Source organism: Serratia entomophila, assembly GCF_021462285.1.
Taxonomy (GTDB): domain Bacteria; phylum Pseudomonadota; class Gammaproteobacteria; order Enterobacterales; family Enterobacteriaceae; genus Serratia; species Serratia entomophila.
In genome coordinates this window covers 1,913,507-1,940,126 of sequence record NZ_CP082787.1, presented here as the reverse complement: position 1 = coordinate 1,940,126, position 26,620 = coordinate 1,913,507, and the positions used below count along the sequence as shown (strand labels likewise).

Below are 26,620 nucleotides of genomic sequence, written 5' to 3'. Positions count from 1 at the left end.
GCGTTCGCCGCGCTCTCATCAGGCTCAGCCCGCTGGGCCTTCTTCTTCCGGTGCCGGAATGTGCATCGTGGTCTGCAGCAGCCCTTTCGACTTATTGAAGATTTTGATGCCGTTCTCGCGGCCGGCGCGGCGCGCACGCTGCTCTTCGCGCGGCAGTTTCAGCTCTTCGCGGCAGATCTCGCTGCAGCAGCCTTCAAACTTGGCGGCGCAGCTCGGGCACTGAATAAACAGCAGGTGACACCCGTCGTTCTTGCAGTTGGTGTGGGTATCGCACGGCGCGCCGCACTGGTGGCAGTTGGCGATCACGTCATCCGAGATCCGCTCACCCATACGCTCATCGAACACAAAGTTTTTGCCGACAAACTTCAGCGGCAGCCCCTGCTCTTTCGCCTTGCGCGCATATTCGATAATCCCGCCTTCCACGTGGTAGACGTTTTTAAAGCCGTTATGCAGCATGTAGGCGCTGGCTTTTTCACAACGAATGCCGCCGGTGCAGTACATGACGATGTTTTTGTCTTTGCTGTCCTGCAACATCTCCACCGCCATCGGCAGCTGATCGCGGAAGGTGTCTGAAGGCACCTCAATGGCATTTTCGAAGTGGCCGACTTCATATTCGTAGTGGTTGCGCATGTCGACAAACAGCGTATCCGGGTCGTCGATCATCGCATTGACGCGATCGGCCTGCAGATATTCACCCACGTTCGCCGGGTTAAAGCTTTCATCATCGATGCCGTCGGCCACGATGCGATCGCGCACCTTCAGGCGCAGCACCCAGAAGGATTTGCCGTCGTCTTCCAGCGCAATATTCAAACGCACCTGATCCAACGCCGGATGCGCAGCAAACAGCGCGGTCCTGAAGGCGTCGAAATTGTTCTGCGGCACGCTGATCTGCGCGTTGATGCCTTCTTTCGCCACGTAAATGCGGCCGAACACCTTCAGCTTGTCGAACTGAATATAGAGGCTGTCGCGGAAGGCTTGCGGATCGTCGATGCTGAAGTATTTATAAAAAGAAACTGTGGTGCGCGGCTCGGTTTCGGCCAGCATGCGCGCCTTCAGTTCCTCATTGGAAATTCGGTTATGTAACACTGGCATGGTGTACTTTCCTGTCTTTCGGAGGTGACTGATTTTACCGCGCACAGGCGCTTGGCCCGCGCGCGGCGCACATCATACCGGAAAATAATCCGCTGTGCAGCATTAGCCGGACGTGCGGCATTGCCGGCGGAAACTTGACGGGGCTCACAAATCCCGATAAGCCTAATGATAGCTCGCTATCGATTTATCACGGTTCAGGAGAACGCCATGAGTCAACTGTTTACCCCTATAGCCCTGGGGCCGCTCACCTTGCCCAACCGCATTGTCATCGCGCCGATGTGCCAATATTCCGCCGACGGCGGCAAGGCCACCGATTGGCACAGCATCCACCTCGGTCATCTGGCGTTGTCCGGCGCCGGGCTGCTGATCGTCGAAGCGACCGCCGTCTCGCCCGAAGGGCGCATCACGCCCAACGATCTCGGCCTGTGGGACGACGCAACCGAACAGGCGCTGGCGAACGTGGTTCAGGCCGTGACAAAGCACGCTACCCTGCCGCTAGGCATTCAACTCGCCCATGCAGGGCGCAAAGCCGCCTGCGCGGTGCCCTGGGAGGGCGGCGCGCAGTTAGGCGCGGCCCACGGCGGCTGGCAGACGCTGTCCGCCTCTTCGCTGCCGTTCGGTGAACATGACGAAACGCCGCAGGCGATGAGCCTGGATCAGATAGCCCAGTTGAAAGCGCAGTTCGTCGCGGCGGCGAAGCGCGCCGACCGTCTGGGCTTTGCGCTGATTGAGCTGCATGGCGCGCACGGCTATCTGTTGCATCAATTCCTCTCGCCGTTGGCCAATCAGCGCAGCGATCAATACGGCGGTTCGTTGCAAAACCGCATGCGATTGCTGCTGGAAATTTTTAGCGACGTTCGCGCGGCGTTTCCGGCCGGCAAGGCGGTTGGCGTGCGCATTTCCGCCAGCGATTGGGTCGCGGGCGGCTGGGATCTGGCGCAGTCAATTGAGTTGAGCAAAGCGCTGAAAGAACTGGGCTGCGACTATATTCACGTCTCCAGCGGCGGTATGTCGCCTCAGCAAAAAATTCCGGTTGGCCCCAATTACCAGGTGCCGTTCGCCGAAGCGATCAAAAGAGAGACCGGCTTGCCAACCATCGCCGTCGGCCTGATTACCGAGCCGGAGCAGGCGGAGGCGATAATCGCCACCGGCCAGGCGGACATGGTGGCGCTGGCGCGCGGCATTCTCTATGACCCGCGCTGGCCGTGGCACGCGGCGGCCAGGCTGGGCGACAAGGTCAATGCTCCGCCGCAGTACTGGCGCTCTGAGCCCCACGTGGTGAAAGGCCTGTTCAACAGCCGCTAAGGTTGGCCAAGGTGGGCGTTCAGCGCCCGCCTTCGCATTCGGTAAAGCCGGAAATCACCATGCCGAGCAGCAGCATGCCGCCGGCGAACGCCAACAGCGGATTCCATTGCAGATGCGCGCCCAGGCAGCCCAACAACGCCCCCAGGACCAACAGGCCCGCGCTTGACCATGACGCCAACATGACCCCCTCCTAATCATTATCCTGCTATCATAATCCTGTCGTTGAATGCCGTCTATCCAGGCAGCGCTGCCAATCCCTGGCCGGTATTCATCACGAAAAATTATATTTTAATGCGCTGTATTTTCCCGTTTACCGAGAAAAATGCCACAATAGCTGACAATAAACGGCAGAAAAAGAAGCGCGCAGCTGGACTCCTCCGATTTCCAGGCCGCCGTATGACTCTGTTATTATCGTTAAATGATTGCTTTTAAACTGAGAAAACATGACTCACGTTCCCTCTTTCAATCGCTCTTTATTACATCCGCGCTACTGGCTCACCTGGTTCGGTATCGGTTTGCTTTACCTGTTGGTATTGCTGCCCTACCCGATTATCTACCGGCTAGGCACCTCGCTCGGGCGGTTCTCGATGCGCTTTTTGAAGCGCCGGGTGGCCATTGCCCAGCGCAACCTGACGCTGTGTTTCCCCGACATGCCGCAGGCCGAGCGCGATGCGCTGGTGGTGAAAAATTTTGAATCCGTCGGCATGGGGCTGTTTGAAACCGGCATGGCCTGGTTCTGGCCAAACTGGCGCATTGAGCGCTGGTTCAAGGTCAGCGGATTGGAGCACATCCAAAAAGCGCGGGACAACCACCAGGGTGTGCTGCTGATTGGCCTGCATTTTCTGACGCTTGAGCTGGGCGCCCGCATCTTTGGCATCCATAACCCGGGTATCGGCGTTTATCGCCCGCACGACAACAAGCTGATGGACTGGCTGCAAACCTGGGGCCGCATGCGTTCCAACAAATCGATGCTGGACCGCAAAGACGTGAAAGGCATGATCCGCGCCCTGAAGCAGGGTGACATCATCTGGTATGCGCCGGACCATGACTATGGCCCGCGCAGCAGCGTATTCGCCCCGCTGTTCGCCGTGGAGAAAGCCGCCACCACCACCGGCAGCTACGTGCTGGTGCGGATGGGCAAACCGGCGATCATTCCTTTCACCCCGCGCCGCCTGCCGGAAGGCCAGGGCTATGAGCTGATTATGCAGCCGGCGGTAGAGAACTTCCCGCTGGATAACGAGCTTGAGGCCGCCGCCTTTATGAACAAGGTGGTGGAGAAAGAGATCCTGATGGCGCCAGATCAGTACATGTGGCTGCACCGCCGCTTCAAGACCCGCCCGGAAGGCGAGCCTTCGCTGTACTGACCCCAAACCCGCCGGCCGGCGGGTTTTTTGCTAAGCGGGGCTTGAGTATCGGCGGTAAGGGTGGGATGTTAAAACCTTTGCCGCTAACCCGGGAGCCGTTATGTATATTGTAAGCCTGACCTATCACCGCCCTATCGCCGAAGTCGACAGCCACCTCGAGGGGCACATTGCCTGGCTGAAGAAATATTTTCAGGAGGGCACCTTCGTCGCCTCCGGCCGCAAGAATCCGCGCACCGGCGGCGTGATACTGGCCAAAGGCATTGAGCGCACGCGGCTGGACGCCATTCTGGCCGAAGATCCGTTTAACGCCGTGGCGCATTACGAGGTGACAGACTTCAGCGCCACCACTACCGCCGAGGGGTTCGACGCCCTGGCTGGATTATAAAATTCCATAAATTCCGCGCGTTAAGCGCGGAATTTCGCTAATTACTTATTTTTAAAACTTTATTTCATTTCCCCGTAAAACGCCGCTCTGCAATTGCCGTCCCCGCCGTTAAGGCGCATACTTATCAGGCTAACCTTCACGCTTTGCCCCCTTTTGCCCCCTTTTGCGCCCACGGGCAAAGCGCGCCACCCACTCGGCAACGGTAATTTATGGCCCCGGTATCGGAACCTGTTAACTGGAAACGCAATCTTTTCGTCACCTGGCTGGGGTGTTTCCTCACCGGCGCCGCCTTCAGCCTGATCATGCCGTTCCTGCCGCTGTACGTGGAGGCGCTGGGCGTTACCGGCCACCAGGCGCTGAACATGTGGTCCGGCCTGGTGTTCAGCATCACCTTTCTGTTTTCGGCGATTGCCTCGCCCTTCTGGGGCGGGCTGGCGGACCGGCGCGGCCGCAAACTGATGCTGCTGCGCTCGGCGCTGGGCATGGCCATCGTGATGGCGCTGATGGGCATGGCGCAGAATATCTGGCAGTTCCTCGCTTTGCGCGCCGTCCTGGGGCTGCTCGGCGGCTTTATCCCCAACGCCAACGCGCTGATCGCTACCCAGGTGCCGCGCAATCGCAGCGGTTGGGCGCTGGGCACCCTGTCCACCGGCGGCGTCAGCGGCGCGCTGATTGGCCCGCTGATCGGCGGGCTGTTGGCCGACCAGTACGGCCTGCGCCCGGTGTTCTATATCACCGCCGCCGTGCTGTTCGCCTGCTTTGTACTGACGCTGCTGTGCGTTAAAGAGCAGTTCACCCCGGTACAGAAAAAAGACATGCTGCACGCGCGGCAGGTTTTCGCTTCGCTGAAAAGCCCAAAGCTGATCCTCAGCCTGTTCGTCACTACCCTGATTATCCAGGTTGCTACCGGTTCTATCGCGCCAATCCTGACGCTGTATGTGCGTGACCTGGCCGGCGACACTCACAACCTGGCGTTTATCAGCGGCCTGATCGCGTCGGTGCCCGGCGTGGCGGCGCTGATGAGCGCACCGCGGCTGGGTAAATTGGGCGATCACATCGGGCCTGAGCGCATCCTGGTGTTTATGCTGATCGTATCGGTGCTGCTGCTGATCCCGATGGCCTTCGTGCAAACGCCCTGGCAATTGGGCGTATTGCGTTTCCTGCTGGGCGCCGCCGACGGCGCGTTGCTGCCGGCGGTTCAGACGTTGCTGATATACAACTGCACCAATCAGGTCGCCGGGCGTATCTTCAGCTATAACCAATCGTTCCGCGACGTCGGCAACGTCAGCGGCCCGTTGCTCGGCGCCGCGGTCTCCGCCAGCTACGGTTTCCGGGCGGTATTCTGCGTCACCGCGCTGGTGGTGTTGTTCAATGCCGCGTATTCGTGGTGGTGCCTGCAGCGCCGGCCGGCGCGAACGCGTGAAGACACCCTGCAGGAAGAGCGATAGCCCAATTTATCGCCAGTTTTTTGCCTTGAGCGGGGCAACGCGCCGTTTACCCTACTTTTAGTAATGCTTCCCGCCGGACGGCGCCTTCCCCTTCCATTAAGAAAAATCTTAGCACAACGCTTTGTTTATAAAAGGTTAATTAACCTTTAGCGCATAAAAGCCGCTGTCAATCATATTCCTGTCATAACCAACGTAAAAACCAAGAAAGTAGATGTTTGTCGACTTTTCATCTAAAAAATGGGATACAGGGACTAGACAAAACCATCATCCAGTTATCAAATGGTTAAATAATATCACGCCAGATGTAAAACATCGGCTAAGTGAAAAAATGGCCGGCGCGCTTTCCACGGTTTACGGGCGCTGCGGCTGAGGTTTTGTCGGGTAATCCGCATTGGGTGGATCACCTTGCTTAAATACACATACATACCACAGTATCTGCCGCAGCCATGCGGCGCACTTTATTGGGAAGACGTTATGCAATCCTCTGTTAATAAACAAGAAAGCCGGACCTTCTTCGGCCACCCTTATCCGCTTGGCTCGCTGTTTTTCACCGAAATGTGGGAGCGATTCTCGTTTTACGGCATTCGACCGTTACTGATCCTGTTTATGGCGGCCACCGTCTATGACGGCGGCATGGGGCTGGCGCGCGAAAACGCTTCGGCGATCGTCGGCATCTTCGCCGGCAGCATGTACCTGGCCGCGCTGCCGGGCGGCTGGCTGGCGGATAACTGGCTCGGCCAGCGCAAAGCGGTGTGGTACGGTTCGATCCTGATCGCCCTCGGCCACCTGTCGATCGCCCTGTCCGCCGTGATGGGCAACAACCTGTTCTTTATCGGGCTGATGTTCATCGTGCTCGGCTCCGGCCTGTTCAAGACCTGCATCTCGGTGATGGTCGGTACCCTGTACAAGAAGGGCGATGCGCGCCGTGACGGCGGCTTCTCGCTGTTCTACATGGGCATCAACATGGGCTCGTTCATTGCGCCGCTGATTTCCGGCTGGCTGATTAAATCGCACGGCTGGCACTGGGGCTTCGGCATCGGCGGTATCGGGATGCTGGTGGCGCTGGTGATCTTCCGCGTATTTGCGGTGCCGGCAATGAAGCGCTACGACCGCGAAGTGGGTCTGGACTCCACCTGGAACAGCCCGGTCGCCAAGAAAAACGGCGTTGGCGCCTGGCTACTGGCGCTGGCGGTCGGCGTGGCGGTGATTATCACCCTGATCGCACAGGGCGTGATCGTCATTAATCCGGTCGAAGTCGCCAGCGTGCTGGTGTACGTGATCGCCGCGTCGGTTACCCTGTACTTCATCTACCTGTTCGTGTTTGCCGGCCTGAGCCGCAAGGAACGCGCGCGCCTGCTGGTGTGCTTTATCCTGCTGATTTCCGCCGCCTTCTTCTGGTCGGCGTTTGAACAGAAACCGACCTCGTTCAACCTGTTCGCCAACGACTATACCAACCGCATGATCGGTGACTTCGAGATCCCGGCGGTGTGGTTCCAGTCGATCAACGCCCTGTTCATCATCCTGCTGGCGCCGGTATTCAGCTGGGCATGGCCGGCGCTGGCGCGCAACAAGGTACGCCTGAGCAGCATCACCAAATTCGTTATCGGCATTCTGTTCGCCGCCGCCGGCTTCGGCCTGATGATGCTGGCCGCGCAGAACGTGCTGAGCAACGGCGGCGCCGGCGTATCGCCGCTGTGGTTGGTCGGCAGTATTCTGATGCTGACGCTGGGCGAGCTGTGCCTGAGCCCTATCGGCCTGGCGACCATGACCCTGCTGGCGCCGGAAAGAATGCGCGGCCAGATGATGGGCCTGTGGTTCTGCGCCAGCGCGTTGGGCAACCTGGCGGCCGGCCTGATCGGCGGGCACGTCAAGGCTGACCAGCTGGACATGCTGCCGGATCTGTTCGCCCGCTGCTCAATTGCGCTGTTAATCTGCGCCGCCGTGCTGATCGTCCTGATCGTGCCGGTGCGCCGCATGCTGGCAAATACCCAGACCAAGAGCGAGCAGAAACCGGCCACCAGCGCCTGACCGACGCGAAGCTTTTACCTTTCAGCCGGCGCCTGATGCGCCGGCTTTTTTATTGCCGCCATACCTGACGCTGCAGCACCACCCGGTAACCGTCCAGATCTTCGAATGTCCGCCCGAGCCGATCCCAATAGGGGTTATAGGCCTCAACCTGGCGAAAACCCGCCGCCAGCATCCGCCGGCACCCCGCCTGCCAGGCGTCGTCTTCCGGCAGATAGAACACCAGCAGGTGATCCTGCGTCGGCGCCTGCCTCACTTGCACACCGCGGTGATGGGTAAACTCCAGATGATAGGCATGCTGTGGGTGGCCTATCATTACCCCGTCAAAACCCTGATGATCGACAAACTCGCCCAGGATCTCGAACCCCAGCCCCCGGCAATACATGGCGGCGATCTCCGCCAGGCGATCGCTGGGACGCGCAACGCGCAATACCGCTTTCTCGGTCGACATGATTATCTCCGTTTGAGGATAGGCCATGGGGCGTTGCCATACGGGGCAATCCCAGGCAAAAGAGCTGCGACAGCTTATAACTCCGCGCAAACTGATCACCTGACAAGAAATGCGGCGCGCCTGGCGCCACAGGCTGGTGCGAAATGATGCGCCATGGCATGCTGCCTTATCGTTCTCTCCAGCAGGAGCAGCCTGAAGATGCTGTTGTACCACGACTTTCTGCCTGCCAATCAGCCGGTCCGGCCGCTTGCCAGGGATTACCTGCACGGTGATTTCGAACCCGATCACTACCATAACTGCGCGCAGTTGATACACAGCCTCAGCGGCGTGGTGCAGGTCAATACCCGTCTGGGCAGTTGGGTGGTGCCTCCCGGGCGCGGCGTCTGGCTGCCGGCTCAGGTGGTGCATAGCCTGCGCATTACCGGCAAGGTGGCGGCCAGGACGTTGTTTATCGATCCGCTGGCGCGGGCCGATCTGCCGGCGCAGTGCCAGGTGGTGCAGATATCCCCGCTGCTGCGCGAGCTGATTATCTGCTCGATGGAGATTGCACCGGGCTATCCGCCGGGTGGCAGGGAGGAACGGGTGATGGAGCTGATCCTCGACGAGTTACGGGTGTTGCCCATCCTGCCGCTGCATTTGCCGGAACCGCGCGACGCGCCCCTGCTGGCGCTGTGCCGGCATATGCAGCAATCGCTGGCGCAGCCCTGGGCGTTGGAGCAGGCCGCTGCTCATCTCAACGTCAGCGGCCGTACCCTGTCACGGCGTTTCCAGCGGGAAACCGGCCTGCGCTTTAGCGACTGGGTGCGCCGCGCCCGGCTGCTGGCGGCGCTGAATGCCCTGGCGGCCGGGCATTCGGTGCTGGAGGTGGCGCTGGATCTCGGCTACGACAGCCCCAGCGCCTTCAGCGCCATGTTTCGTCGTATGCTGGGCGTCGCGCCCAGCGAATACTTCAGCAAGATGCCTCAAGATAGCGACCGGCAACGTTGAACAGCGCCTGTAGCGAAGCGCTGGCGGAGTCGACGTCAATGCCGACGCCATAGGCCGCTTCGCCGTGCGCCAGGGTGCAGCGAATATAGGTGACCGCACGGCTGCTGCTCTGATGCCCCAGCGTATGCTCGTGATAATCTTCTATCGCCAGACTCAGGCCAAACTGCTGGCGCAGCGCGTCAACCGCGCTGGAAAGCAGCCCGTTGCCAACGCCCAGCAGCCGCAACTGCTCCCCCTGCCGCAGCACCCGGGCGCTGAAGCTGTAAGCCTCTACGCCATGGCTTTCCGTTTGATAGCTCAGCAGCTGCAGCCGCGGCAGGTCCACCAGGCCGTAGGTGTCGCGAAACAGCCGCCATACCTCCGCCGTGGTCATCTCCTTGCCGCTGCCGTCGGTGGCCTGTTGCACCACCTTGCTGAAATCGATTTGCAGCCCGCGCGGCAGCGACAGACCGTGATTTTGCTCCAGCAGCCAGGCGGCGCCGCTTTTGCCTGACTGGCTGTTGACCCGGATCACCGCTTCATAGCTGCAGCCGACGTCTGCCGGATCGAGCGGCAAATACGGCACCTGCCACAGCCCGTCCCGCCGCTGTTGCTGCGCCTGAAAGCCCTTCTTGATAGCATCCTGATGCGATCCGGAAAATGCGGTGAACACCAGCTCGCCGGCATAAGGATGGCGCGGGTGCACCGGCAGCTGATTGCACTGTTCCACCACCTCGACCACCTGTTTCAAACGGCTGAAATCCAATCCCGGCGCCACCCCCTGGGTATACAAATTCAGCGCCAGCGTGACCAGATCGACATTGCCGGTACGCTCGCCGTTGCCGAACAGGCAGCCTTCCACCCGATCGGCGCCCGCCAGCAGCGCCAGCTCGGCGCAGGCGACCCCGGTGCCGCGGTCGTTGTGCGGGTGCACGCTGATCGTCACCTGGCTGCGCCGGCTGAAGCGGCGACAGAACCATTCGATCTGATCGGCATACACATTAGGGGTGCTGACCTCCACCGTCGCCGGCAAGTTGACGATCATCGGCCGCTGCGGCCCGGGTTGCCAGACGTCGGCCACCGCCTCGCAAATTTCCAGCGCGAACTCCAGCTCGGTAAAACAGAAGGTTTCCGGCGAATATTCAAAGGTCCAGGCCGTTTCCGGCTGCAGTTCGCACAGCTGGCGAATGCGCCGCGCGCCGTTCACCGCCAGCGCCACGGTGGCGGCCTTGTCCTGGCGAAACACGATGTCGCGGAACATCGGGGCGGTGGCGTTATACAGATGCACGATGGCGCGAGGGGCGCCCTGCAGCGCCTCGAAGGTGCGATCGATCAGATCGTCACGCGACTGGGTCAGCACCTGAATGCTGACGTCGTCCGGGATCAGCCGTTCGTCGATCAGCGCGCGCACGAAATCGAAATCCGTTTGCGACGCCGACGGGAAAGCCACTTCAATCTCTTTAAAGCCGCATTGCAGCAGCAATTGATAAAACTGGCGCTTGCGGACATTGTCCATCGGCTCCGCCAGCGCCTGATTGCCATCGCGCAAATCGCTGGAACACCAGCGCGGCGCCCGCTGCAGAGTATGCCCCGGCCATTGCCGATCTGGCAGCGCCACCGGCGGGAACGGGCGATATTTGACGGAAGGGTCGATTAACATGAGAGTCTCCTGGCTGTAGCTGAACGATAAAGCCATTATTTCCCGCACCGCCGCCCCCTTCTCCCGTTTAGCGGACAATCGTCGTCGCAAAACGGACAACAAAAAAATTTGCATCCTGAGCGAGTGAGGCAACAATTAATGCTGATGTTTGACATGACACTGCCCTATCCCCTCATTGTTAACGGAGGCGAACATGAGCCTGTATGCAACCCTGGAAGAAGCCATCGAAGCGGCACGCGAAGAGTTTATTGAGTTCGCCGAAGGCGGCAATGACGACGAACCGCCGGTGCCACAGCAGTTCAACCTGCAAAAATACGTGATGCAGGAAGGCGACATCATGTGGCAGGCGGAATTCTTCGAAGAGGAAGGCGAGTCGGTTGAGTGCCTGACGCTGCGCAGCGGTGCGGCGGCCCAGGCAATTTTTGACGGTGACTACGACGAAGTGGAGATCACCGCCGAATGGATCGATGAAAACACCCTGTACGAGTGGGAGGAAGGCGACTTCCAGCTCGAACCGCCGCTGGACACCGAGGAAGGCCAGGCCGCCGCCGACGAATGGGACGAAAGGTGAGCCCCTGCGGCCAAGCCTCGATAGCCGTTCGCCTGGCGCGCCCTGCAGACTACCCCGCTATTCTGCAGCTGCAGGCGCAAAACGTGCCGGAGAACCTCAGCGACGCCCAAAAGCGGCAGGGATTCATCGTCTCGCGCATGGACGAGGCGCAGCTGGCGCACATCAATCAGCGGCTGGGCATTCTGGTGGCGACGGCGGCTGAGCGGCTGGCGGGCTTTGTCTGCCTGATGTCCACCGACGCGCGGCCGCGCCCGCCGGTGGTGGACGCCATGCTGGCGACGCTGGCCGGCCTGTCTTTCAACGGCGCGCCGCTCAGCGAGCAGCGGGTGTTTATGTATGGCCCGGTGTGCCTCGATCGCGCCTGGCGCGGCAAGGGCGTGCTGAAGCAGCTGTATGCCGCCGTCAGGGCGCATACCTGCGGCGAATTTGACGCCGGCGCGCTGTTTATCGACGACGATAACCCCCACTCGCTGGCGGCGCATGTGCAAGGCCTCGGCATGACGGCGCTGGCGCCCTTTCGCAGCGGCCAAAAAGATTACCAATTGGTGGTGTTCGCCACGCGCTGATGTGCCTTATTCATAAGGGCCATGCTGCGCGTCAAACGGCAGCATAAAGGTATCCACCACCATCGACAGCGGCACGTCTATCACCGTGATATAACGCCACGGGCTATCGCGCAGATCCCACTGCACGCCGGGATAATATTGATGGCCGTGCCCGGCGCCGGGCACGGTGCGGCTGACGATGCTGCCGCAGCCGGATAAGGCCATCACGCCGGCCACCAGCAACGGGAAACGCATGAGAAAAGGGAGCTTCACCACATTGACTCTTTGCCTGGGTTGTTCGGAATAAACAACGCCTCAGGCGGATTTTAGCATGCTTTTAGGCCGGCGCTTGGTCGGCGATACGTAAGCAATGGGCGAAAAAAAGGGGACGCGCCATGCGCATCCCCTTTCGCAACTGCGGATCCAGCGGTTAACGCTGCCCCACCGGATGCGCCAGCGGGTTATGCGGCAACCGTTGATAATATTCACGCCAGGCGGCGCCTTCCGGCTGCAGCCAGACGCGCTGGTGCAGGCGCGACAGCGCCACCGGGTCGCTCAACAGCTCCAGGCGTTTGCCTTTCACCAGTTTCTCCGGCCCCAGCGCCAACGCTTCCTTCACCCGCTCTTCGCGGTTGCGTTCAATCGTCGCGCGCAGGTGGTGGCGCGCCGTCGCCAATGCGGCGGACAGCGCATTGAAGGACGGGTTGACCACCGCATGCATAAAACCGTTGGCCAAGGCGCGTTCGCGGTTAAGCTGCAGATACTCTTCCGTCGCCAGCAGCTCACGCGGCGGCGAGTATTCTTCCGGGATCAAGAACAGCTTGGCGCGCTTGCTCTTCATGCCCAGGGTCGCCCGGCTCGACAGCACCGAAACGAACGGCGACAGGATCAGCGAGAACACGATCGGCGATAACCACCACAGGAAACGCAGATCCAGCCAGGCCATGCCGCCGGCCCACACCAGGCCCAGCAACATTTGCGAGCCGTGGCGTTTGAACGCTTCGCCCCAGGGGGTATCGTCGTCATCGCGCTGCGGTGAATTCCACACCACTTCCCAGCCAAGGAACGCGCTGACCACGAACACGGTATGGAACAGCATGCGCACCGGCGCCAGCAGCACCGAGAACAGCATTTCCATCAGCATCGAAATCAGCAACCGGAAAGCGCCGCCGTATTCTTTCGCGCCCTTGGCCCAGATCAGCACGATGCTGAGCAGCTTAGGCAGGAACAGCAGCACCAGGGTGGTGGAGAACAAGGCTATCGCCAGTTCCGGGCGCCACTGCGGCCACACCGGGAACAGCTGGCGCGGCTGCAGGAAGTACTGCGGTTCCATCAGGGTATGCACCACCTGCAGCGCAGTGGACAGCGCCAGGAACATGAACCACAGCGGCGCCGACAGATAGGACATCACGCCGGTCAGGAACACCGCACGGTGCACCGGGTGCATGCCCTTCACCAGGAACAGGCGGAAGTTCATCAGGTTGCCGTGGCACCAGCGGCGGTCGCGCTTCAGCTCGTCCAGCAAGTTAGGCGGCAATTCTTCGTAGCTGCCAGGCAGATCATAGGCGATCCACACGCCCCAACCGGCGCGGCGCATCAGCGCAGCCTCGACGAAGTCATGCGACAAAATCGAGCCGGCGAAGGAGCCCTCGCCCGGCAGCGGCGCCAGCGCACAGTGTTCGATAAACGGCTTCACGCGGATGATCGCGTTGTGGCCCCAGTAGTGCGATTCGCCCAACTGCCAGAAATGCAGGCCGGCGGTAAACAGCGGCCCGTACACCCGGGTGGCGAACTGCTGCACGCGCGCGTACAGGGTGTCCATGCCGGAGGCCTTCGGCGCCGACTGGATAATCCCGGCGTTCGGGTTGGCTTCCATCAGGCGCACCAGACCGGTGAGGCATTCACCGCTCATCACGCTGTCGGCGTCCAGGATCACCATGTAGCTGTATTCCCCACCCCAGCGACGGCAGAAGTCGTCGATGTTGCCGCTTTTACGCTTCACGCGGCGGCGGCGGCGGCGATAGAAAATGCGGCCGTGGCCGTCGACGTCGCGGCACAGCTCCATCCAGGCCTTTTGCTCCGCCACGCAGATATCCGGGTCGTAGCTGTCGCTCAGCACGTAGATATCGAAGTGTTCCAGCTGGCCGGTGGCGGCGACGGATTCGTAGGTCGCACGCAGGCCGGCGAACACCCGTTCGACGTCTTCGTTGCAGATAGGCATGATCAAGGCGGTGCGGTGCGCCGGATCGATCGGCTCATCGCCCTTGATGGTGGAGGAGATGCTGTATTTGTCTTTGCCGATCAGCAGCTGCAGGAAGCCCATCAGCGCGGTCCAGAAACCGGCGGACACCCAGCAGAACAGGATGGCGAACAGGATCAGGATGCCGGTTTGCAGCACATAAGGCAGCAACTGCAGCACCGACTGCATCACATCCTGGTCCCACATGGCGAGCGGATCGATCAGCGCCCATCCCTGATAAGGCAGAATGGTTTTCATGTACCAGGTGGCGATGCCGGTCTGCACCAGCATCAATACCAGCAGCACGTAGCGGCGCATCGAGCCGACCGCGCGCCAGCGATTTTCCGCTTCGGCTTCCTCTTTGGAGGCATGGCGGCTATGCGGGGTACGGCCCAGCAACGAATCCCAGAAGCGCGCCACCGGGTTGGTGCGCCAGGCTTCGGGGAACATGCTGGTGCGTTTCACCGGCGGCGTCGCCTTGAGAATGGTGCGCCCTTCCGGGTCGGTATCGAAGTCTTCATCGCTGACCGCGTCCGGCCAGGCGTTTTCAATACGCGCCTTGACCGAGGCCAGCGCCACGTCGTCCGCCGGCAGGCTGTTGACGTTGGCGTCGGCGGCGCCCATCTGACGATGCAGCGCCTCCAGCGCCAGGGCGTCATCCGCCGCCGGCTGTGATTTAAGCGCCTCCGACCGCTCAGCGGTCAGAGGCATCGCCGCAAGATAATCCTGGGCGGGTTGAGTAGGCTTATTCATTGGCAGGTAGCTGATAGCTCCAGGTTTCCGACAGGGTCTTATCACCATTGACCAGCGCCGCGCGCATTTCCACCGGCTTCTTGTCGTCTTTCACTTTCAGACGCAGCGTCAGGCGCCAGCCTTTGGTCACCGGATTATAGCGGACATTGTTTTCCACCATCTCACCGTTATCACCGACGCTCACCTGAGAGGCGATCGGCGCGTTGGCGTCCAGGCCTTTCAGCACCGGGCCGACGAAGTCAACCAGGAACGCCACGCTGCCGTCAGGCTCGCGGATCAGGTTCGACTGTTTCACGTCGCCGGTTGAACGCATGGTCTTGCTGACATAGGCGATATCCTGCGAATGCAGCTTGTCTTCATCGCGGGTGAAGTGCAGACGGTAGCTCAGCGCCAGCGGCTTTTTGGCATCCGGCAGCACGTCCGGCGTCCAGAAGGCGACGATGTTGTCGTTGGTTTCGTCCGCCGTCGGGATTTCCACCAGCTCAACCTTGCCCTTGCCCCAGTCGCCGCGCGGTTCGATCCAGGCGCTTGGGCGCAGATCGTAACGATCGTCCAGATCTTCGTAATCGCGGAAGTTGCGGCCGCGCTGCAGCAGGCCGAAGCCTTTCGGATTCTCGACGGTGTAGGTGCTGACGGAAAGATGTTTCGGGTTGTTCAGCGGGCGCCAGATCCATTCACCGTTGCCGGCGTGGATCGACAGGCCGTTGGAGTCATGCAGCGCCGGGCGGTAGTTCAGCGTCGGCGAAGGCTGGCTCGGCCCAAACAGATACATGCTGGTCAACGGCGCCATGCCCAGTTTGCCGACCTTGTCGCGCAGGAACACTTTGGACTCGACGTCCACCGTGCTGTCGCGGCCCGGATAAACCACAAAGCGGTAAGCGCCGGTCGCGCGCGGCGAATCCAGCAGCGCGTAGATAACCAGGTGTTTGTCGCCCTGCTTCGGACGCTCGACCCAGAACTCGCGGAAACGCGGGAACTCTTCGCCAGACGGCAAAGCGGTGTCAATCGCCAGGCCGCGGGCCGAAAGCCCGTATACCTGCCCTTTACCCACCACGCGGAAGTAGCTCGCGCCCAGCAGGCTCATAATCTCGTCGTTCTTGTCCGCACTGTTGATCGGATACAGCACCTTGAAGCCGGCAAAGCCGAGGTTCTTCACCGAATCCGGATCGTGCTTGACCGAACCGAAGTTAAAGTAGTCCGGGCTGTACTTGATCTCTTTTACGCTGGTGGTGGTGACTTCATTGATCTTCACCGGCGTGTCGAAGTACATCCCCTGATGATAAAACTCAAGCTTGAAAGGGGTTTTCAGCTTACTCCAATAGGCTTTATCGTGATTGAACTGAATCTGCTGATAGTCCGCGAACTTCATCTCGCGGAACTGAGAAGGAAGGTTGCTCTTCGGCGCTTCGAAGCCTTTCCCTGCCAGATCCTGCGCCTGCTTGGCCACATCATCGATGGAAAAAGCCCAAGCCTGCGAAGTAAACAGCGTGAACAATACGGTAGCGCCTAACCAACGAACGCTCGCCGCGCGTGGTTGTCCGGACAATATATTAACTAGCACATCCCCCCCTATTCGTGTGCTCAAAACATTTAAATCCATATTAATGGATTATTCAGCTTTCCGACAACATGATAAATGGATGGTTCATATTTGCGGCTCATTGTTTAAGCAGCTGGCGAAACACCAGCGTAGCAAGCCGCGCAACAAGACGCTATGGAAAAATGTGAATCGGTATAGTAGGGTTTCAGATAACGATTTAACCCTTGACGACTTATTAAGCGTGTTAATGATCATCCGATTAAATCACCAGCGGTAACCTATGACTAACGGCAGCAACCAACGCGAGTTTTTTCTCGATTCAATCCGGGCCTATTTGATGTTGCTCGGTGTCCCTTTTCACCTCTCCCTGATCTATTCCAGCCACGCCTGGGCGGTGAACAGCGCCACCCCCTCCTTTTCGCTTACGGTGCTGAACGACTTCATCCACGCTTTCCGCATGCAGGTGTTCTTCGTGATATCCGGCTACTTCTCCTACATGCTCTACCAGCGCTACGAGCGCCGCCAGTGGCTGAAGGTGCGGCTGGAACGCGTGGCGATCCCGTTGCTGAGTTCCATCCCATTAATAACCGTGCCGCAGTTTTTCATGCTGAAATACTTCACCGATAAGCTGAACGGCTGGGATAATTTTTCTCTCTATCAGAAAATAAATGTAACAGTTTGGGAGCTGGTTTCTCATCTGTGGTTTTTATTAACGCTCACGTTATTGACCAGCGTATGCTTTTACCTGTTCAGAAAAATTAAGGCGCAAAAAAGCGCCCAGGTGCCGGCGCTAATAAATAAGATGACAGGATTAGGAAACATCTCACTGCTCTTTCTTATTTATGCGTTATTCTATTCGGCCGCGCACCGTATTATTTTAATTTTTGCCCCTCAGTTATTATCCAACGGTCTGTTCAACTTCGTGGTGATGGAGACGATGTTCTATCTGCCGTTCTTCATCCTGGGCGCTTACGCGTTTAAGTATGTGTGGTTGAAGGAAATTTTTCTGCGCCGTTCGCCGCTGGCGCTGCTGGGCGCGCTGTTGCTGTTCATCGCTTACATGCTGAACCAGAAGCTGTTGGCCCACAGCAGCTATATGTTTGAACTGGAAGTGGTGATCAAATCCCTATTGGGGATCCTGATGGCTAATCTGGTGTTCTCATTCGGCCACAGCCTGCTGAACTACCACTCGCCACGAATCACTTATCTGGTCAATGCCTCGCTGTTTATATATCTGGTGCACCATCCGCTCACCCTGATATATGGCGCTTTTGTGACACCTTATATCGGTAACAATCTGCTGGGATTCCTGCTGGGCCTGCTGTTTGTCTTCACGTTGGCCTTCGGATTATATGAACTGCACAAGCGGGTTCCCGTACTGCGTTTCCTGTTCTCCGGCAAACCGCAATAAACCCCTCGCCCTGCAAATCATCAGTATTTGCAGGGTTTTTCCCGTCCTACGCCCGATCGCCAGAGCGCATATAATTCACTTTGCATACAGAGCACGCATTGCTCAGCCCCGGCTTCCAAGTTAGGGCAAAGTTATGCTGGAGCATATTGCAGTGAGTTGTTATAACTGTAATGAATAAGTGGAAATCCACATCCCTGCCTTACGGTAGCGATTGGGCTCAATGAACCCTGAGGGAATGCGCGTTTACTTAGGTAAGCACGTTAGCCGTATCTCCCTTCCGTCACGACAGAGAGGATTTTTAATGACCGACAAAGACACCGCGGCGCCGGAAGCCGTGCCAGAAAACGCCACGCTGCTGAAGATCCTCGGCAGGCTGCTGTCTGCGCTGGACACGTCGATCAGCGGCAAAGAGCGCAGCATTCTGGTAACCGAACTTTCCAACTTCAATCTGGACGGCATCTCAGAGGCGGAAAGGAAGCTGGCCGCCGAGCTGATCAAGCGCGCCTTGCAATCACTCGACCATTAATCCCCCGTCAGCAAACCATTAAGCCTCCCGGCGGGGGCTTAATGGTTTTTCCCGCGTGCCGGAAGCGGGGATTATTGCCAAAGATAAAATACAGTAGCCTGATAACTATAGATAAAAGTAAGAATTCCATCGATTCCCCGCCATTGCTCATCGCTTCCTGACCAAACGAGAATAAAGGCCAGATTGTTTTATCAATCAGCCTTGGCGTTTTACCCACTAAACACGCTATCATCATCGGGTTCATTGCGCTTACGCGCCGCCCCCAGCCCAACCTCAGGAGAACGTTATTTTGGATGCCAGCGCCATTAACAGTCTGTTCGTCATCGGTGCCGTGCTGGTGGGAGCAAGTATTCTGCTAAGCTCGTTTTCTTCGCGCCTCGGCATCCCGATCCTGGTGATATTTCTGGCGATCGGCATGCTGGCCGGCGTCGACGGGCCGGGCGGCATCGTTTTCAGCAATTACCCGGTGGCCTATCTGGTGAGTAACCTGGCGCTGGCGGTGATCCTGCTCGACGGCGGCATGCGCACCCGCGTCAGCTCGTTCCGCGTCGCCCTGTGGCCGGCGCTGTCGCTCGCCACCCTCGGCGTGGTGATTACCGCTGGGCTGACCGGCATGGCCGCCGCCTGGCTGTTCAATCTCGATCTGCTGCAGGGCCTGTTGATTGGCGCCATCATCGGCTCCACCGACGCCGCCGCGGTGTTCTCGCTGTTGGGCGGCAAGGGCCTCAATGAGCGCGTCAGCGCCACGCTGGAAATCGAATCCGGCAGCAACGATCCTATGGCGGTATTTCTCACCATCACCCTGATAGCGATGATCGCCGCCGGTGAAACTACCCTGAGCTGGATGTTCCCGCTGCACCTGATGCAGCAGTTCGGCATGGGCATCTTCTTCGGCCTCGGCGGCGGTTGGTTGCTGTTGGCGCTGATCAACCACATCAAACTGGCCGAAGGCCTGTATCCACTGCTGGCGGTAAGCGGCGGCATATTGATTTTCGCCCTGACCACGGCGCTGGACGGCAGCGGCATTCTGGCGGTGTACCTGTGCGGCCTGCTGCTGGGCAACCGGCCAATCCGCAACCGGCACGGCATCGTGCAAACCTTCGACGGCCTGGCCTGGCTGAGCCAGATCGGCATGTTCCTGGTGCTGGGGCTGTTGCTCAACCCGCATGAGCTGCTGCCGATCGCCATCCCCGCCCTGCTGCTGTCGCTGTGGATGATCCTGTTCGCCCGCCCGCTTTCGGTGTTTATCGGCCTGCTGCCGTTTCGCAGCTTCACCCTGCGCGAACGCGGTTTTATTTCCTGGGTCGGTCTGCGCGGCGCCGTGCCGGTGATCCTGGCGGTGTTCCCGATGATGGCCGGTTTGCCGAATGCGCAACTGTTCTTCAACGTGGCCTTCTTTGTCGTACTGGTTTCCCTGCTGCTGCAGGGCACCACGCTGTCCTTCGCCGCCCGTAAAGCCAAGGTGATAGTGCCGCCGGCGCTGAAGCCGATATCGCGGGTTGGGCTGGACGTTCACCCGGAAAACCAGTGGGAACAGTTCGTTTATCAGCTATCGGCGGAAAACTGGTGCGTCGGTGCGGCGTTGCGCGAGCTGAAAATGCCGCCCAATACCCGTATCGCCGCCTTGTTCCGTGGCAAAGAACTGCTGCACCCCAGCGGCAGCACCCGGCTGCGCGAGAACGATATTCTGTGCGTAATCGGCCATGAGCATGACTTGCCGATCCTCGGCAAGCTGTTCAGCCAGGCGCCGGCCGTGACCCTCGACGAGCGCTTCTTCGGTGACTTTATCCTGCAGTCGGACGCCCGCCTGAGCGATATCTCGCAGGTGTACGGCCTGAACCTGCAGGATGACGTGGACGATCAGCAGACGCTCGGCCAGTTCGTCATTCAACTGATTGGCGGCGAACCGGTGATCGGCGATCAGGTGGAATGGGACGGTCTGACCTGGACCATCGCCGAAATGGACGGCAAGCAGGTCAGCAAAATCGGCGTAAGGATCGTCACCGACTGAGCGCCCTCTTCCCCGCCGCGCGGCCTTCCGCGGCGGGTTATCCCCGCATACGGAACTTATTGCCAGCGGAAGGTTCTTAATTTCTGTAACTATTGATAGGGCCCCCCCTGATTCCTTATATCTTATTGATATATTTATTTATGCCGATTGTTGAACGGCGGTGGCAATAAGGTCGGGATGTGAACAACAAAACTCGATTTCTTTCGGTGACGGTGATAATGGCGCTGGCGGTTGCGGTGCTGGATCTGGGCATCGCCGATTTGGTCCATAGGCTTTTGATTGGATAATCTTAACGTGACACAGCAGGAACAAGAGAAAGACATTCTGGGAAAAATTCTGGTAACGGTATCGGCGCTGTGCCTGCTCACCGTGGCCGGGCTGTTAATCTGGGGGTTCGTCCTGGACTAACCGTGCTCAGGCTCATTTTGTTACAATGTTGCTGCTTCTCAAGCCGCGGGTTGAGCGTATGCTAAACAAACATGGAATAAGTAAATAACAAACCCTCATACTACTTAAAGTGTTGGCCCGCCTGAAACGGGCTTTTTTTTGCCTTTTGCCAGACATAAAAAAACCGCCGCAGCGGTTTTTAATGGCGTTGTGCGCTCAGATTTTACATCCTTCGCAGTCCGCTTCATCCTCGAGGATCTCAGGGACTTCTTTTACTTTCTCCGCCGCTTTTTCTTCTGCTTTGGCTAACTCGGCATCGATATCAAAATCGAAAATATCATCACTCATTGCTCGGTCCTCAGGCTTAACGCAGTACAAGCTGTGAGTATAATCGACAAGCGCGCAGGCGGAAACCCTCAGTTAAGCGCCGCGACCTGCGGTTGGCTCTCCTGCGGCTTTTTGCCATACGCCATATCGTAAACGTCGTAAAAGTCGATTTCGCCTTTGTTGGCGATGATTTCCCGCATGCGCGCCTTCAACGCCGCGCCGATAGACGGCTCTTCCAGCAGTTGCTGCACCGCCTGGGGGGAGAGTTCACGGGTGAAATACCACTCGCCGTTGTAACACACCCGCAAATCCAGCACGCCAATGTCTTCGAAGCGATACACCGGCCGGATCTCAATCAACAGCATGGCGAACATAAACAGCACAAAGGCGGTAAAGCCGAGGAAAGCATAGAACCCCATATAGGGCACCGGATACATCACGCCAATCACGGCGAAATAACCGGCGAACATGGCGAGGCACAAATAGCGGTGAGTACGGGCGAATTCGCTGTTGAAACGCGGCTTGCCGTCACGCCCTTCCCGCCGATTGATCCCTTCTATTTCTTTAACCAAGATGCTTTTAATCGCGTCCATCTTTACAACCTTATGCCGAAAGCATTATTGCCATCAAAAATCATTCCTCAAACTACCACAGGTACAGTTTGGCCAGGTAGATCAGTTAACCACTTAAAAATGGGCAACTGTTATAGTCGGCCGTTCAGCGTGGCTGCGAGGCTTTGCCCTGCGCGAACATAAACATGCGCTGGGCGATATCGTCCGCCTGTTTGATTCTCTGCTTCTTCGGTTCATCGCTGCGCTGGATGGCACGGGCATAGGCAATCTCATGCGCCTGGTCAATCATCGCGATGATCCGATCGCGATCGCTTTTCTCCAGATTGCCAAGCATGGTGGTGATAATCGCCTGATAGGCATTGGAAGCGGCGGTCAAAGACTTCTCTCTCGCCTCAAGGGCGGCGACGCGTTGCAAGAGCTCTTGCAGTTGATCGGGATGAGACATATCGACCTCCTGTTGCCGGGCAGCAAACCTGCCTGTTTACAGTTTAGCAAAGGATCGATGATGGAAAAGCGAGGAAGGTGCCGCGGTTAGGGTAAAGCGCACCCGAAAATCCCAACGAGGAGCCGATAGTGCAAATCAACCCGGGTGCGCTTTAGCTTAACCGCAGTGCAAGGAGAAAGCTGGCGCGCTATGCAGGACTCGAACCCGCGTCTATCAATTTCTAGCCAAAACAAGCCATTATAAAACCAATCACTCTGCCAACTGAGTTAATAGCGCGCTCCTTCGCTTCGGGGCGTCATTATCCATATTAAGGCTATGGCTTCAAGCAACGAAAGCACGATCCCCTGGTTTTGCAGATAAATCTCACCTTAATCTCCGACTTATCCTAACCGGGCAGTTCAATAATCCGGTAGTTGCCGCCCAGCAGCGGCCGGCACAAGATCTTGTAACCGTCGCTGTCGAAATGGCTCGCGGCACGCTGCAGGGTATCGACCTGCTCCAGGCTGCCAACCGAGCCCAGATAAAACCAATTATGGATCACATGATACTGGCGCCGGCCTTCCCCCTGCTCTTCCAACGCAACCCGGCCCGCATAGGGCCAACAGGTAAGGCGGGTTTGTTCCAGCGCGGCCGCCAGGCGCTGATGGTGTTGCAACCCGGATTCGGCGCCGCAACAGGCGCCGGCGCATTTGCGCAGGCTGAAGCGAAAACAGGCCCTGCCGGCAGGCAGCTTGTCGATGCCCAATTTGCCGTAACACAGCCGCTGCTCGTCGGCGATGGTTCGCAGTTTTTCCAACGCGGCGCTGCGGTTGGCGAACAGGCCATACAGATTGGGCGTAGTGGAAAAATCGATGTCTTCGGCATGCGCAATCTCGACGCGTTCATCGCTCAAACGCAGCGAACACAGCTGCTTCGAACGCCGCAGCCGCTTATTGAACAACGGTTGCCGCTGCTTGATCAGTTGCGCTTCCAGCAGCAGCGCGCCCAGCTCCCCCGCAGTGGCGATCCAACTGATGCGCTGAGTCTGTCGCAGCAGTTTGGCTTCATTCTGAGCGCGAAAATGCGCCATGACGCGGCTGCGAATATTGACGCTTTTACCGATGTACAGCGGCAGAGTTTCACTCTGGCCATGAAACAGATAAACACCCGGCGCCCTGGGCAGTTGCTCCAGGCAGCCACGCAGGTGTTGCGGATACTGATAAATATCGAGCTCCGGCTCGAGACGATTTGGCATCATAAGAACATTACGCGCTTGCTGAACAAGGATACATGGTTTTTTATCCAGTATAACGCCATTTTGCGCAAAATGCATGCTGCGACCTGGCCATGACTTACCGTGATATTTAGCAAAAAAATCATTACTATCGCCCTAACTGGCGGGAAACGCCGGGCGTTTACCGCCAGTTAAGGCTAACGCTGTCATTATGGCTAGCTGGCACCGCCGTTTTTATCGTTATGGAAAACCTGGGCATACCGCTAATGAAATTCACACCTCGCCGCCTGGCGATTATCGCCGCCGTTTCACTCATTATTCTCGTCGCCGCGCTGGCGTTCTTTCTGCAACGCCCGCCGCTGCCGGCCTATGTCACCGCACCGGCCCGCCTGGGCGACATCGAAAATGCCGTTCTGGCCACCGGGCGGCTCGACGCCATAGAACGCGTCAACGTCGGTGCGCAAGTTTCCGGGCAGGTGAAATCGCTGAAGGTGAAACTGGGCGACCGCGTCACCAAAGGGCAGCCGATCGCCGACATCGACGACCTGCCGCAGCGCAACGATCTGCGCCTCGCCGAATCGGCGCTCAACCAGGTCAAGGCCGATCTGCAGGCCAAACAGGCGCTGCTGAAACAGGCAGAATCCCGCTTCAAACGCCAGCGGCGCATGCTGAACGACGAGGCCGGCTCGCGCGAGGACTTTGAATCCGCCGAAGCCACGCTCGCCACCACCCGCGCCGAGCTGTTGTCCCTGAACGCCCGTCTGGTGCAGACGCAGATAGAAGTGGAGAAGAAAAAGGTCGATCTGAGCTACACCCGCGTGCTGGCGCCGATGGACGGCATCGTCATCGCCGTGGTCACCCAGCAGGGCCAGACGGTCAACTCCAGCCAGAGCGCGCCAACCATCATCAAACTGGCGCGGCTGGACGTCATGACCATCAAGGCCCAGATCTCCGAAGCCGACATCACCCATATATCCGCCGGGCAAAAAGCCTACTTCACCATTTTCTCGGAGCCGGACAAGCGCTATGACGCCACCTTACGCACCGTCGAGCTGGCGCCGGAATCGGTAATGAAAGACGACTCGCTGGGCGCCGGCAGCTCCGCCTCCGGCTCCGGCACCTCGAACGCTTCGGTATATTACAACGCGCTGCTGGACGTGCCGAACCCGGAAAACCGGCTGCGCATCGCCATGACCGCGCAGGTTTCGCTGCTGCTTGGCGAAGCCAAAAACGCGCTGCTGGTACCGATCCAGGCGGTGCATAAAATCGATGGCAAAAAACAGCAGGTGCAGGTGTTGACCAAAGATAACCGGCTGGAAACCCGCGAGGTGAAAACCGGCATCACCAACAACGTCGATATTCAGATCCTCGGTGGGCTGGAAGCTGGAGAAACCGTGGTGTTGTCGCAGCCAGGCGCCAAATCGGCCGAGGACGGCATCTTCCTGTGAACAATCTCATCGAGCTAAAAAATATCAGCCGCACCTATACCAACGGCGGGCAGGCCCTGAGGGTGCTGAAGGAGATCAACCTGACCATCGCCGCCGGCGAACTGGTGGCGATCATCGGCACCTCCGGCTCCGGCAAGTCGACGCTGATGAACATCATGGGCTGTCTCGACGTGCCGGATCGCGGCGACTATTACATCGGCGGCCAAAACGCCGCCCACCTGTCGCCGGACGAACTGGCCAGGCTACGCCGCGAGCACATCGGGTTTATTTTCCAGCGCTACCATCTGATGCCCGATCTTAGCGCGCTGGGCAACGTCGAGATCCCGGCGATTTACGCCAATACCCAGCGCGACCGGCGCCGCCAACACGCGGCCCGGCTGCTTGCCCGGTTGGGGCTGGCAGGCCGCGAGCATCACAAGCCCGGTGAACTTTCCGGCGGCCAACAGCAGCGCGTCAGCATCGCCCGCTCGCTGATCAACGGCGGAGAGATCATTCTGGCGGACGAACCCACTGGCGCGCTGGACTCGCAGTCCGGCCAGGAAGTGCTGGCGATCCTCAGCGAACTTAACCAGCGCGGGCACACGGTGGTGATCGTCACTCACGACATGAAGGTGGCGCAGCACGCCCGGCGCATTATCGAGCTGCGAGACGGCGAGATCGTCGCCGACAGCGGCAGCCCCCCCGGCGGCGGCGGCGCGCTGCCACCGCCCAACCGCAGCAGGCAACGCGGCTGGCAGAGCCTGCTCGATCGCACCCGCGAATCGCTGCAAATGGCGCTGAAAGCGATGAATGCCCACCGGCTGCGCACCGCGCTGACCATGACCGGCATTATTTTCGGCATCGCCGCGGTGGTGACGGTAGTCGCGCTGGGTGAAGGCGCCAAACAGCGCACGCTGGAAAATATCAAAGGGCTGGGCACCAACGTGGTCAGCATTTACCCTGGCCGCGATTTCTTCGACGACGCCATCGATAGCATCCGCACCCTGGTGCCGGCCGACGCCGAGGCGCTCGCCAAACAAAGCTTTGTCGACAGCGTCAGCCCCGAGGTCAGCGCTTCGGACAGCATTCGCTTTCGCAGCAAATCGGCCACCGCGTCGATCACTGGCGTCGGGCGCGACTACTTCCGCGTCAACGGCATTGCTCTGGTGCAAGGTTCCACCTTCCGCGACGATCGCAATGCGTTGCAGGAAGCGATCATCGACGACAATGCGCGGCAGGCGCTGTTCGGCGACTTCGGCGTAGAGCCGCTCGGCCAGATCGTGTTTCTCGGCTCCGTCCCCGCGCGGGTGATAGGCGTCGTCAAAAGCAACCGCGACTACGCCCCCAACCGCATAAGCGTATGGATGCCCTACAGCACTGTGATGTATCGCATGGTCGGCAAGCCGGTGCTGAGCAGCATCAGCCTGCGGCTGAAAGACGACGTCGACAACGCGGCGGCCGTCAGCGCCATTACCCAACTGCTGACCCAGCGCCACGGCGTGAAGGACTTCATGCTGTTCAACCGCGATCAGTATCGCAAATCCATCGAACATACCTCGATGACGCTTAGCCTGTTGATCCTGATGGTTGCGTCGATCTCGCTGGTGATCGGCAGCTTGGGCGTAATGAACATCATGCTGGTTTCCGTCACCGAGCGTACGCATGAAATTGGCGTGCGCATGGCGGTGGGCGCGCGGCGCAGCGACATCATGCAGCAGTTTATGATTGAAGCGGTGCTGGTGTGCCTGATTGGCGGCGCATTGGGCATTGCGCTGTCGTTCGCCGCCGGATCGCTGTTCACCGCGCTGGCGGGCGGCATGCTCACCGCCATCTATTCCTGGCAGGCCGCCGCCACGGCGTTTTTCTGCTCCACCTTAATCGGCATGATCTTCGGTTATCTCCCCGCCCGCAAGGCGGCACGGATGGATCCGGTCATCTCATTGGCCAGCGAGTAACC

At 59.0% G+C, this 26,620-nt stretch carries 25 protein-coding genes and 1 tRNA gene; 14 read left to right on the top strand and 12 right to left on the bottom strand.

Annotated features, from left to right (window positions below; all coding sequences use genetic code 11):
• Window positions 1-24: 24 nt before the first annotated feature.
• On the bottom strand, window positions 25-1,092 hold the full coding sequence (gene trhO / locus KHA73_RS09440; protein WP_234590506.1) for an oxygen-dependent tRNA uridine(34) hydroxylase TrhO: 1,068 nt from the start codon (window positions 1,090-1,092) through the stop codon (window positions 25-27).
• Between the two features lie 207 nt (window positions 1,093-1,299).
• On the opposite strand from trhO, the gene KHA73_RS09435 reads away from it, so the two are divergent.
• The gene (locus KHA73_RS09435; protein WP_234590505.1) at window positions 1,300-2,397 is read left to right on the top strand and encodes an NADH:flavin oxidoreductase/NADH oxidase; all 1,098 of its coding nucleotides are present in this window, start codon (window positions 1,300-1,302) and stop codon (window positions 2,395-2,397) included.
• A 19-nt stretch (window positions 2,398-2,416) separates the two neighbouring features.
• Here KHA73_RS09435 and KHA73_RS09430 read toward each other — a convergent pair whose 3' ends face one another.
• Complete coding sequence (locus KHA73_RS09430) at window positions 2,417-2,578, bottom strand: histidine kinase (RefSeq protein WP_234590504.1); 162 nt, start codon at window positions 2,576-2,578, stop codon at window positions 2,417-2,419.
• A 262-nt stretch (window positions 2,579-2,840) separates the two neighbouring features.
• Here KHA73_RS09430 and KHA73_RS09425 point away from each other — a divergent pair, with 262 nt between their 5' ends.
• The 4 genes from KHA73_RS09425 to KHA73_RS09410 all read left to right on the top strand — a co-directional run bounded on the left by KHA73_RS09425 (window position 2,841) and on the right by KHA73_RS09410 (window position 7,622).
• The gene (locus KHA73_RS09425; protein ID WP_234590502.1) at window positions 2,841-3,761 is read left to right on the top strand and encodes a Kdo(2)-lipid IV(A) acyltransferase; all 921 of its coding nucleotides are present in this window, start codon (window positions 2,841-2,843) and stop codon (window positions 3,759-3,761) included.
• A 100-nt stretch (window positions 3,762-3,861) separates the two neighbouring features.
• A complete protein-coding gene (locus KHA73_RS09420; RefSeq protein WP_234590501.1) occupies window positions 3,862-4,146 on the top strand; it encodes a YciI family protein in 285 nt (94 codons plus the stop codon).
• A gap of 209 nt (window positions 4,147-4,355) precedes the next feature.
• Complete coding sequence (gene mdtG, locus KHA73_RS09415) at window positions 4,356-5,594, top strand: multidrug efflux MFS transporter MdtG (protein ID WP_234590499.1); 1,239 nt, start codon at window positions 4,356-4,358, stop codon at window positions 5,592-5,594.
• A gap of 474 nt (window positions 5,595-6,068) precedes the next feature.
• Window positions 6,069-7,622 carry a peptide MFS transporter gene (locus tag KHA73_RS09410; RefSeq protein ID WP_234590497.1) on the top strand — a complete coding sequence of 518 codons (1,554 nt, stop codon included), beginning with the start codon at window positions 6,069-6,071 and terminating at the stop codon, window positions 7,620-7,622.
• Window positions 7,623-7,671: 49 nt separating this feature from the next.
• Here the strand turns inward: KHA73_RS09410 and KHA73_RS09405 are convergent, their stop codons facing one another.
• Complete coding sequence (locus KHA73_RS09405; protein ID WP_234590496.1) at window positions 7,672-8,070, bottom strand: VOC family protein; 399 nt, start codon at window positions 8,068-8,070, stop codon at window positions 7,672-7,674.
• A 198-nt stretch (window positions 8,071-8,268) separates the two neighbouring features.
• Between KHA73_RS09405 and KHA73_RS09400 the strand changes: the two genes are divergently transcribed.
• Complete coding sequence (locus KHA73_RS09400) at window positions 8,269-9,057, top strand: AraC family transcriptional regulator (protein WP_234590494.1); 789 nt, start codon at window positions 8,269-8,271, stop codon at window positions 9,055-9,057.
• On the opposite strand, the gene leuA is transcribed toward KHA73_RS09400, so the two are convergent.
• On the bottom strand, window positions 9,020-10,696 hold the full coding sequence (leuA, locus tag KHA73_RS09395) for a 2-isopropylmalate synthase (protein WP_234590493.1): 1,677 nt from the start codon (window positions 10,694-10,696) through the stop codon (window positions 9,020-9,022). The genes KHA73_RS09400 and leuA overlap by 38 nt on opposite strands.
• A gap of 193 nt (window positions 10,697-10,889) precedes the next feature.
• Between leuA and KHA73_RS09390 the strand changes: the two genes are divergently transcribed.
• Together KHA73_RS09390 and KHA73_RS09385 are read left to right on the top strand one after the other, a co-directional pair.
• Entirely contained in the window at window positions 10,890-11,267 is a 378-nt protein-coding gene (locus KHA73_RS09390) for a MysB family protein (protein ID WP_234590492.1), read from the top strand.
• Between the two features lie 20 nt (window positions 11,268-11,287).
• Window positions 11,288-11,833 carry a GNAT family N-acetyltransferase gene (locus tag KHA73_RS09385; protein ID WP_234591236.1) on the top strand — a complete coding sequence of 182 codons (546 nt, stop codon included), beginning with the start codon at window positions 11,288-11,290 and terminating at the stop codon, window positions 11,831-11,833.
• A gap of 6 nt (window positions 11,834-11,839) precedes the next feature.
• On the opposite strand, the gene KHA73_RS09380 is transcribed toward KHA73_RS09385, so the two are convergent.
• From KHA73_RS09380 to KHA73_RS09370, 3 genes are all read right to left on the bottom strand, one after another.
• Window positions 11,840-12,067 (bottom strand): YceK/YidQ family lipoprotein, encoded by a 228-nt coding sequence (locus KHA73_RS09380; protein WP_234591234.1) that lies wholly within the window; start codon window positions 12,065-12,067, stop codon window positions 11,840-11,842.
• Between the two features lie 175 nt (window positions 12,068-12,242).
• Window positions 12,243-14,804: a glucans biosynthesis glucosyltransferase MdoH gene (gene mdoH / locus KHA73_RS09375; RefSeq protein WP_234590491.1), complete on the bottom strand. Its 2,562-nt coding sequence runs from the start codon at window positions 14,802-14,804 to the stop codon at window positions 12,243-12,245.
• Window positions 14,797-16,365, bottom strand: a complete 1,569-nt coding sequence (locus KHA73_RS09370) for a glucan biosynthesis protein G (protein WP_234590490.1) — start codon at window positions 16,363-16,365, stop codon at window positions 14,797-14,799. The genes mdoH and KHA73_RS09370 overlap by 8 nt, the downstream gene beginning before the upstream one ends.
• A gap of 259 nt (window positions 16,366-16,624) precedes the next feature.
• On the opposite strand from KHA73_RS09370, the gene mdoC reads away from it, so the two are divergent.
• The 4 genes from mdoC (at window position 16,625) to KHA73_RS24540 (ending at window position 20,700) form a co-directional block, all read left to right on the top strand.
• A complete protein-coding gene (gene mdoC / locus KHA73_RS09365) occupies window positions 16,625-17,755 on the top strand; it encodes a glucans biosynthesis protein MdoC (RefSeq protein WP_234590489.1) in 1,131 nt (376 codons plus the stop codon).
• A 301-nt stretch (window positions 17,756-18,056) separates the two neighbouring features.
• On the top strand, window positions 18,057-18,281 hold the full coding sequence (locus KHA73_RS09360) for a hypothetical protein (protein ID WP_234590488.1): 225 nt from the start codon (window positions 18,057-18,059) through the stop codon (window positions 18,279-18,281).
• Between the two features lie 289 nt (window positions 18,282-18,570).
• Complete coding sequence (locus KHA73_RS09355; RefSeq protein WP_234590487.1) at window positions 18,571-20,292, top strand: potassium/proton antiporter; 1,722 nt, start codon at window positions 18,571-18,573, stop codon at window positions 20,290-20,292.
• A gap of 279 nt (window positions 20,293-20,571) precedes the next feature.
• The gene (locus tag KHA73_RS24540) at window positions 20,572-20,700 is read left to right on the top strand and encodes a hypothetical protein (protein WP_261081444.1); all 129 of its coding nucleotides are present in this window, start codon (window positions 20,572-20,574) and stop codon (window positions 20,698-20,700) included.
• Between the two features lie 195 nt (window positions 20,701-20,895).
• Here KHA73_RS24540 and KHA73_RS24535 read toward each other — a convergent pair whose 3' ends face one another.
• From KHA73_RS24535 to cho, 5 genes are all read right to left on the bottom strand, one after another.
• Complete coding sequence (locus tag KHA73_RS24535) at window positions 20,896-21,027, bottom strand: hypothetical protein (protein ID WP_255211566.1); 132 nt, start codon at window positions 21,025-21,027, stop codon at window positions 20,896-20,898.
• A gap of 68 nt (window positions 21,028-21,095) precedes the next feature.
• Window positions 21,096-21,599: a YlaC family protein gene (locus tag KHA73_RS09350; RefSeq protein ID WP_234590486.1), complete on the bottom strand. Its 504-nt coding sequence runs from the start codon at window positions 21,597-21,599 to the stop codon at window positions 21,096-21,098.
• A gap of 124 nt (window positions 21,600-21,723) precedes the next feature.
• A complete protein-coding gene (locus KHA73_RS09345; protein ID WP_234590485.1) occupies window positions 21,724-22,023 on the bottom strand; it encodes a sigma-S stabilization anti-adapter protein IraP in 300 nt (99 codons plus the stop codon).
• A gap of 180 nt (window positions 22,024-22,203) precedes the next feature.
• Window positions 22,204-22,299: transfer RNA gene (locus tag KHA73_RS09340), tRNA-OTHER, on the bottom strand.
• A gap of 109 nt (window positions 22,300-22,408) precedes the next feature.
• Window positions 22,409-23,260: an excinuclease Cho gene (cho, locus tag KHA73_RS09335; RefSeq protein ID WP_234590484.1), complete on the bottom strand. Its 852-nt coding sequence runs from the start codon at window positions 23,258-23,260 to the stop codon at window positions 22,409-22,411.
• 242 nt (window positions 23,261-23,502) lie between these two features.
• Between cho and KHA73_RS09330 the strand changes: the two genes are divergently transcribed.
• Entirely contained in the window at window positions 23,503-24,684 is a 1,182-nt protein-coding gene (locus KHA73_RS09330; protein WP_234590483.1) for a macrolide efflux RND transporter periplasmic adaptor subunit EtsA, read from the top strand.
• Window positions 24,681-26,618, top strand: a complete 1,938-nt coding sequence (locus KHA73_RS09325) for a MacB family efflux pump subunit (RefSeq protein ID WP_234590481.1) — start codon at window positions 24,681-24,683, stop codon at window positions 26,616-26,618. The genes KHA73_RS09330 and KHA73_RS09325 overlap by 4 nt, the downstream gene beginning before the upstream one ends.
• Window positions 26,619-26,620: the final 2 nt, after the last annotated feature.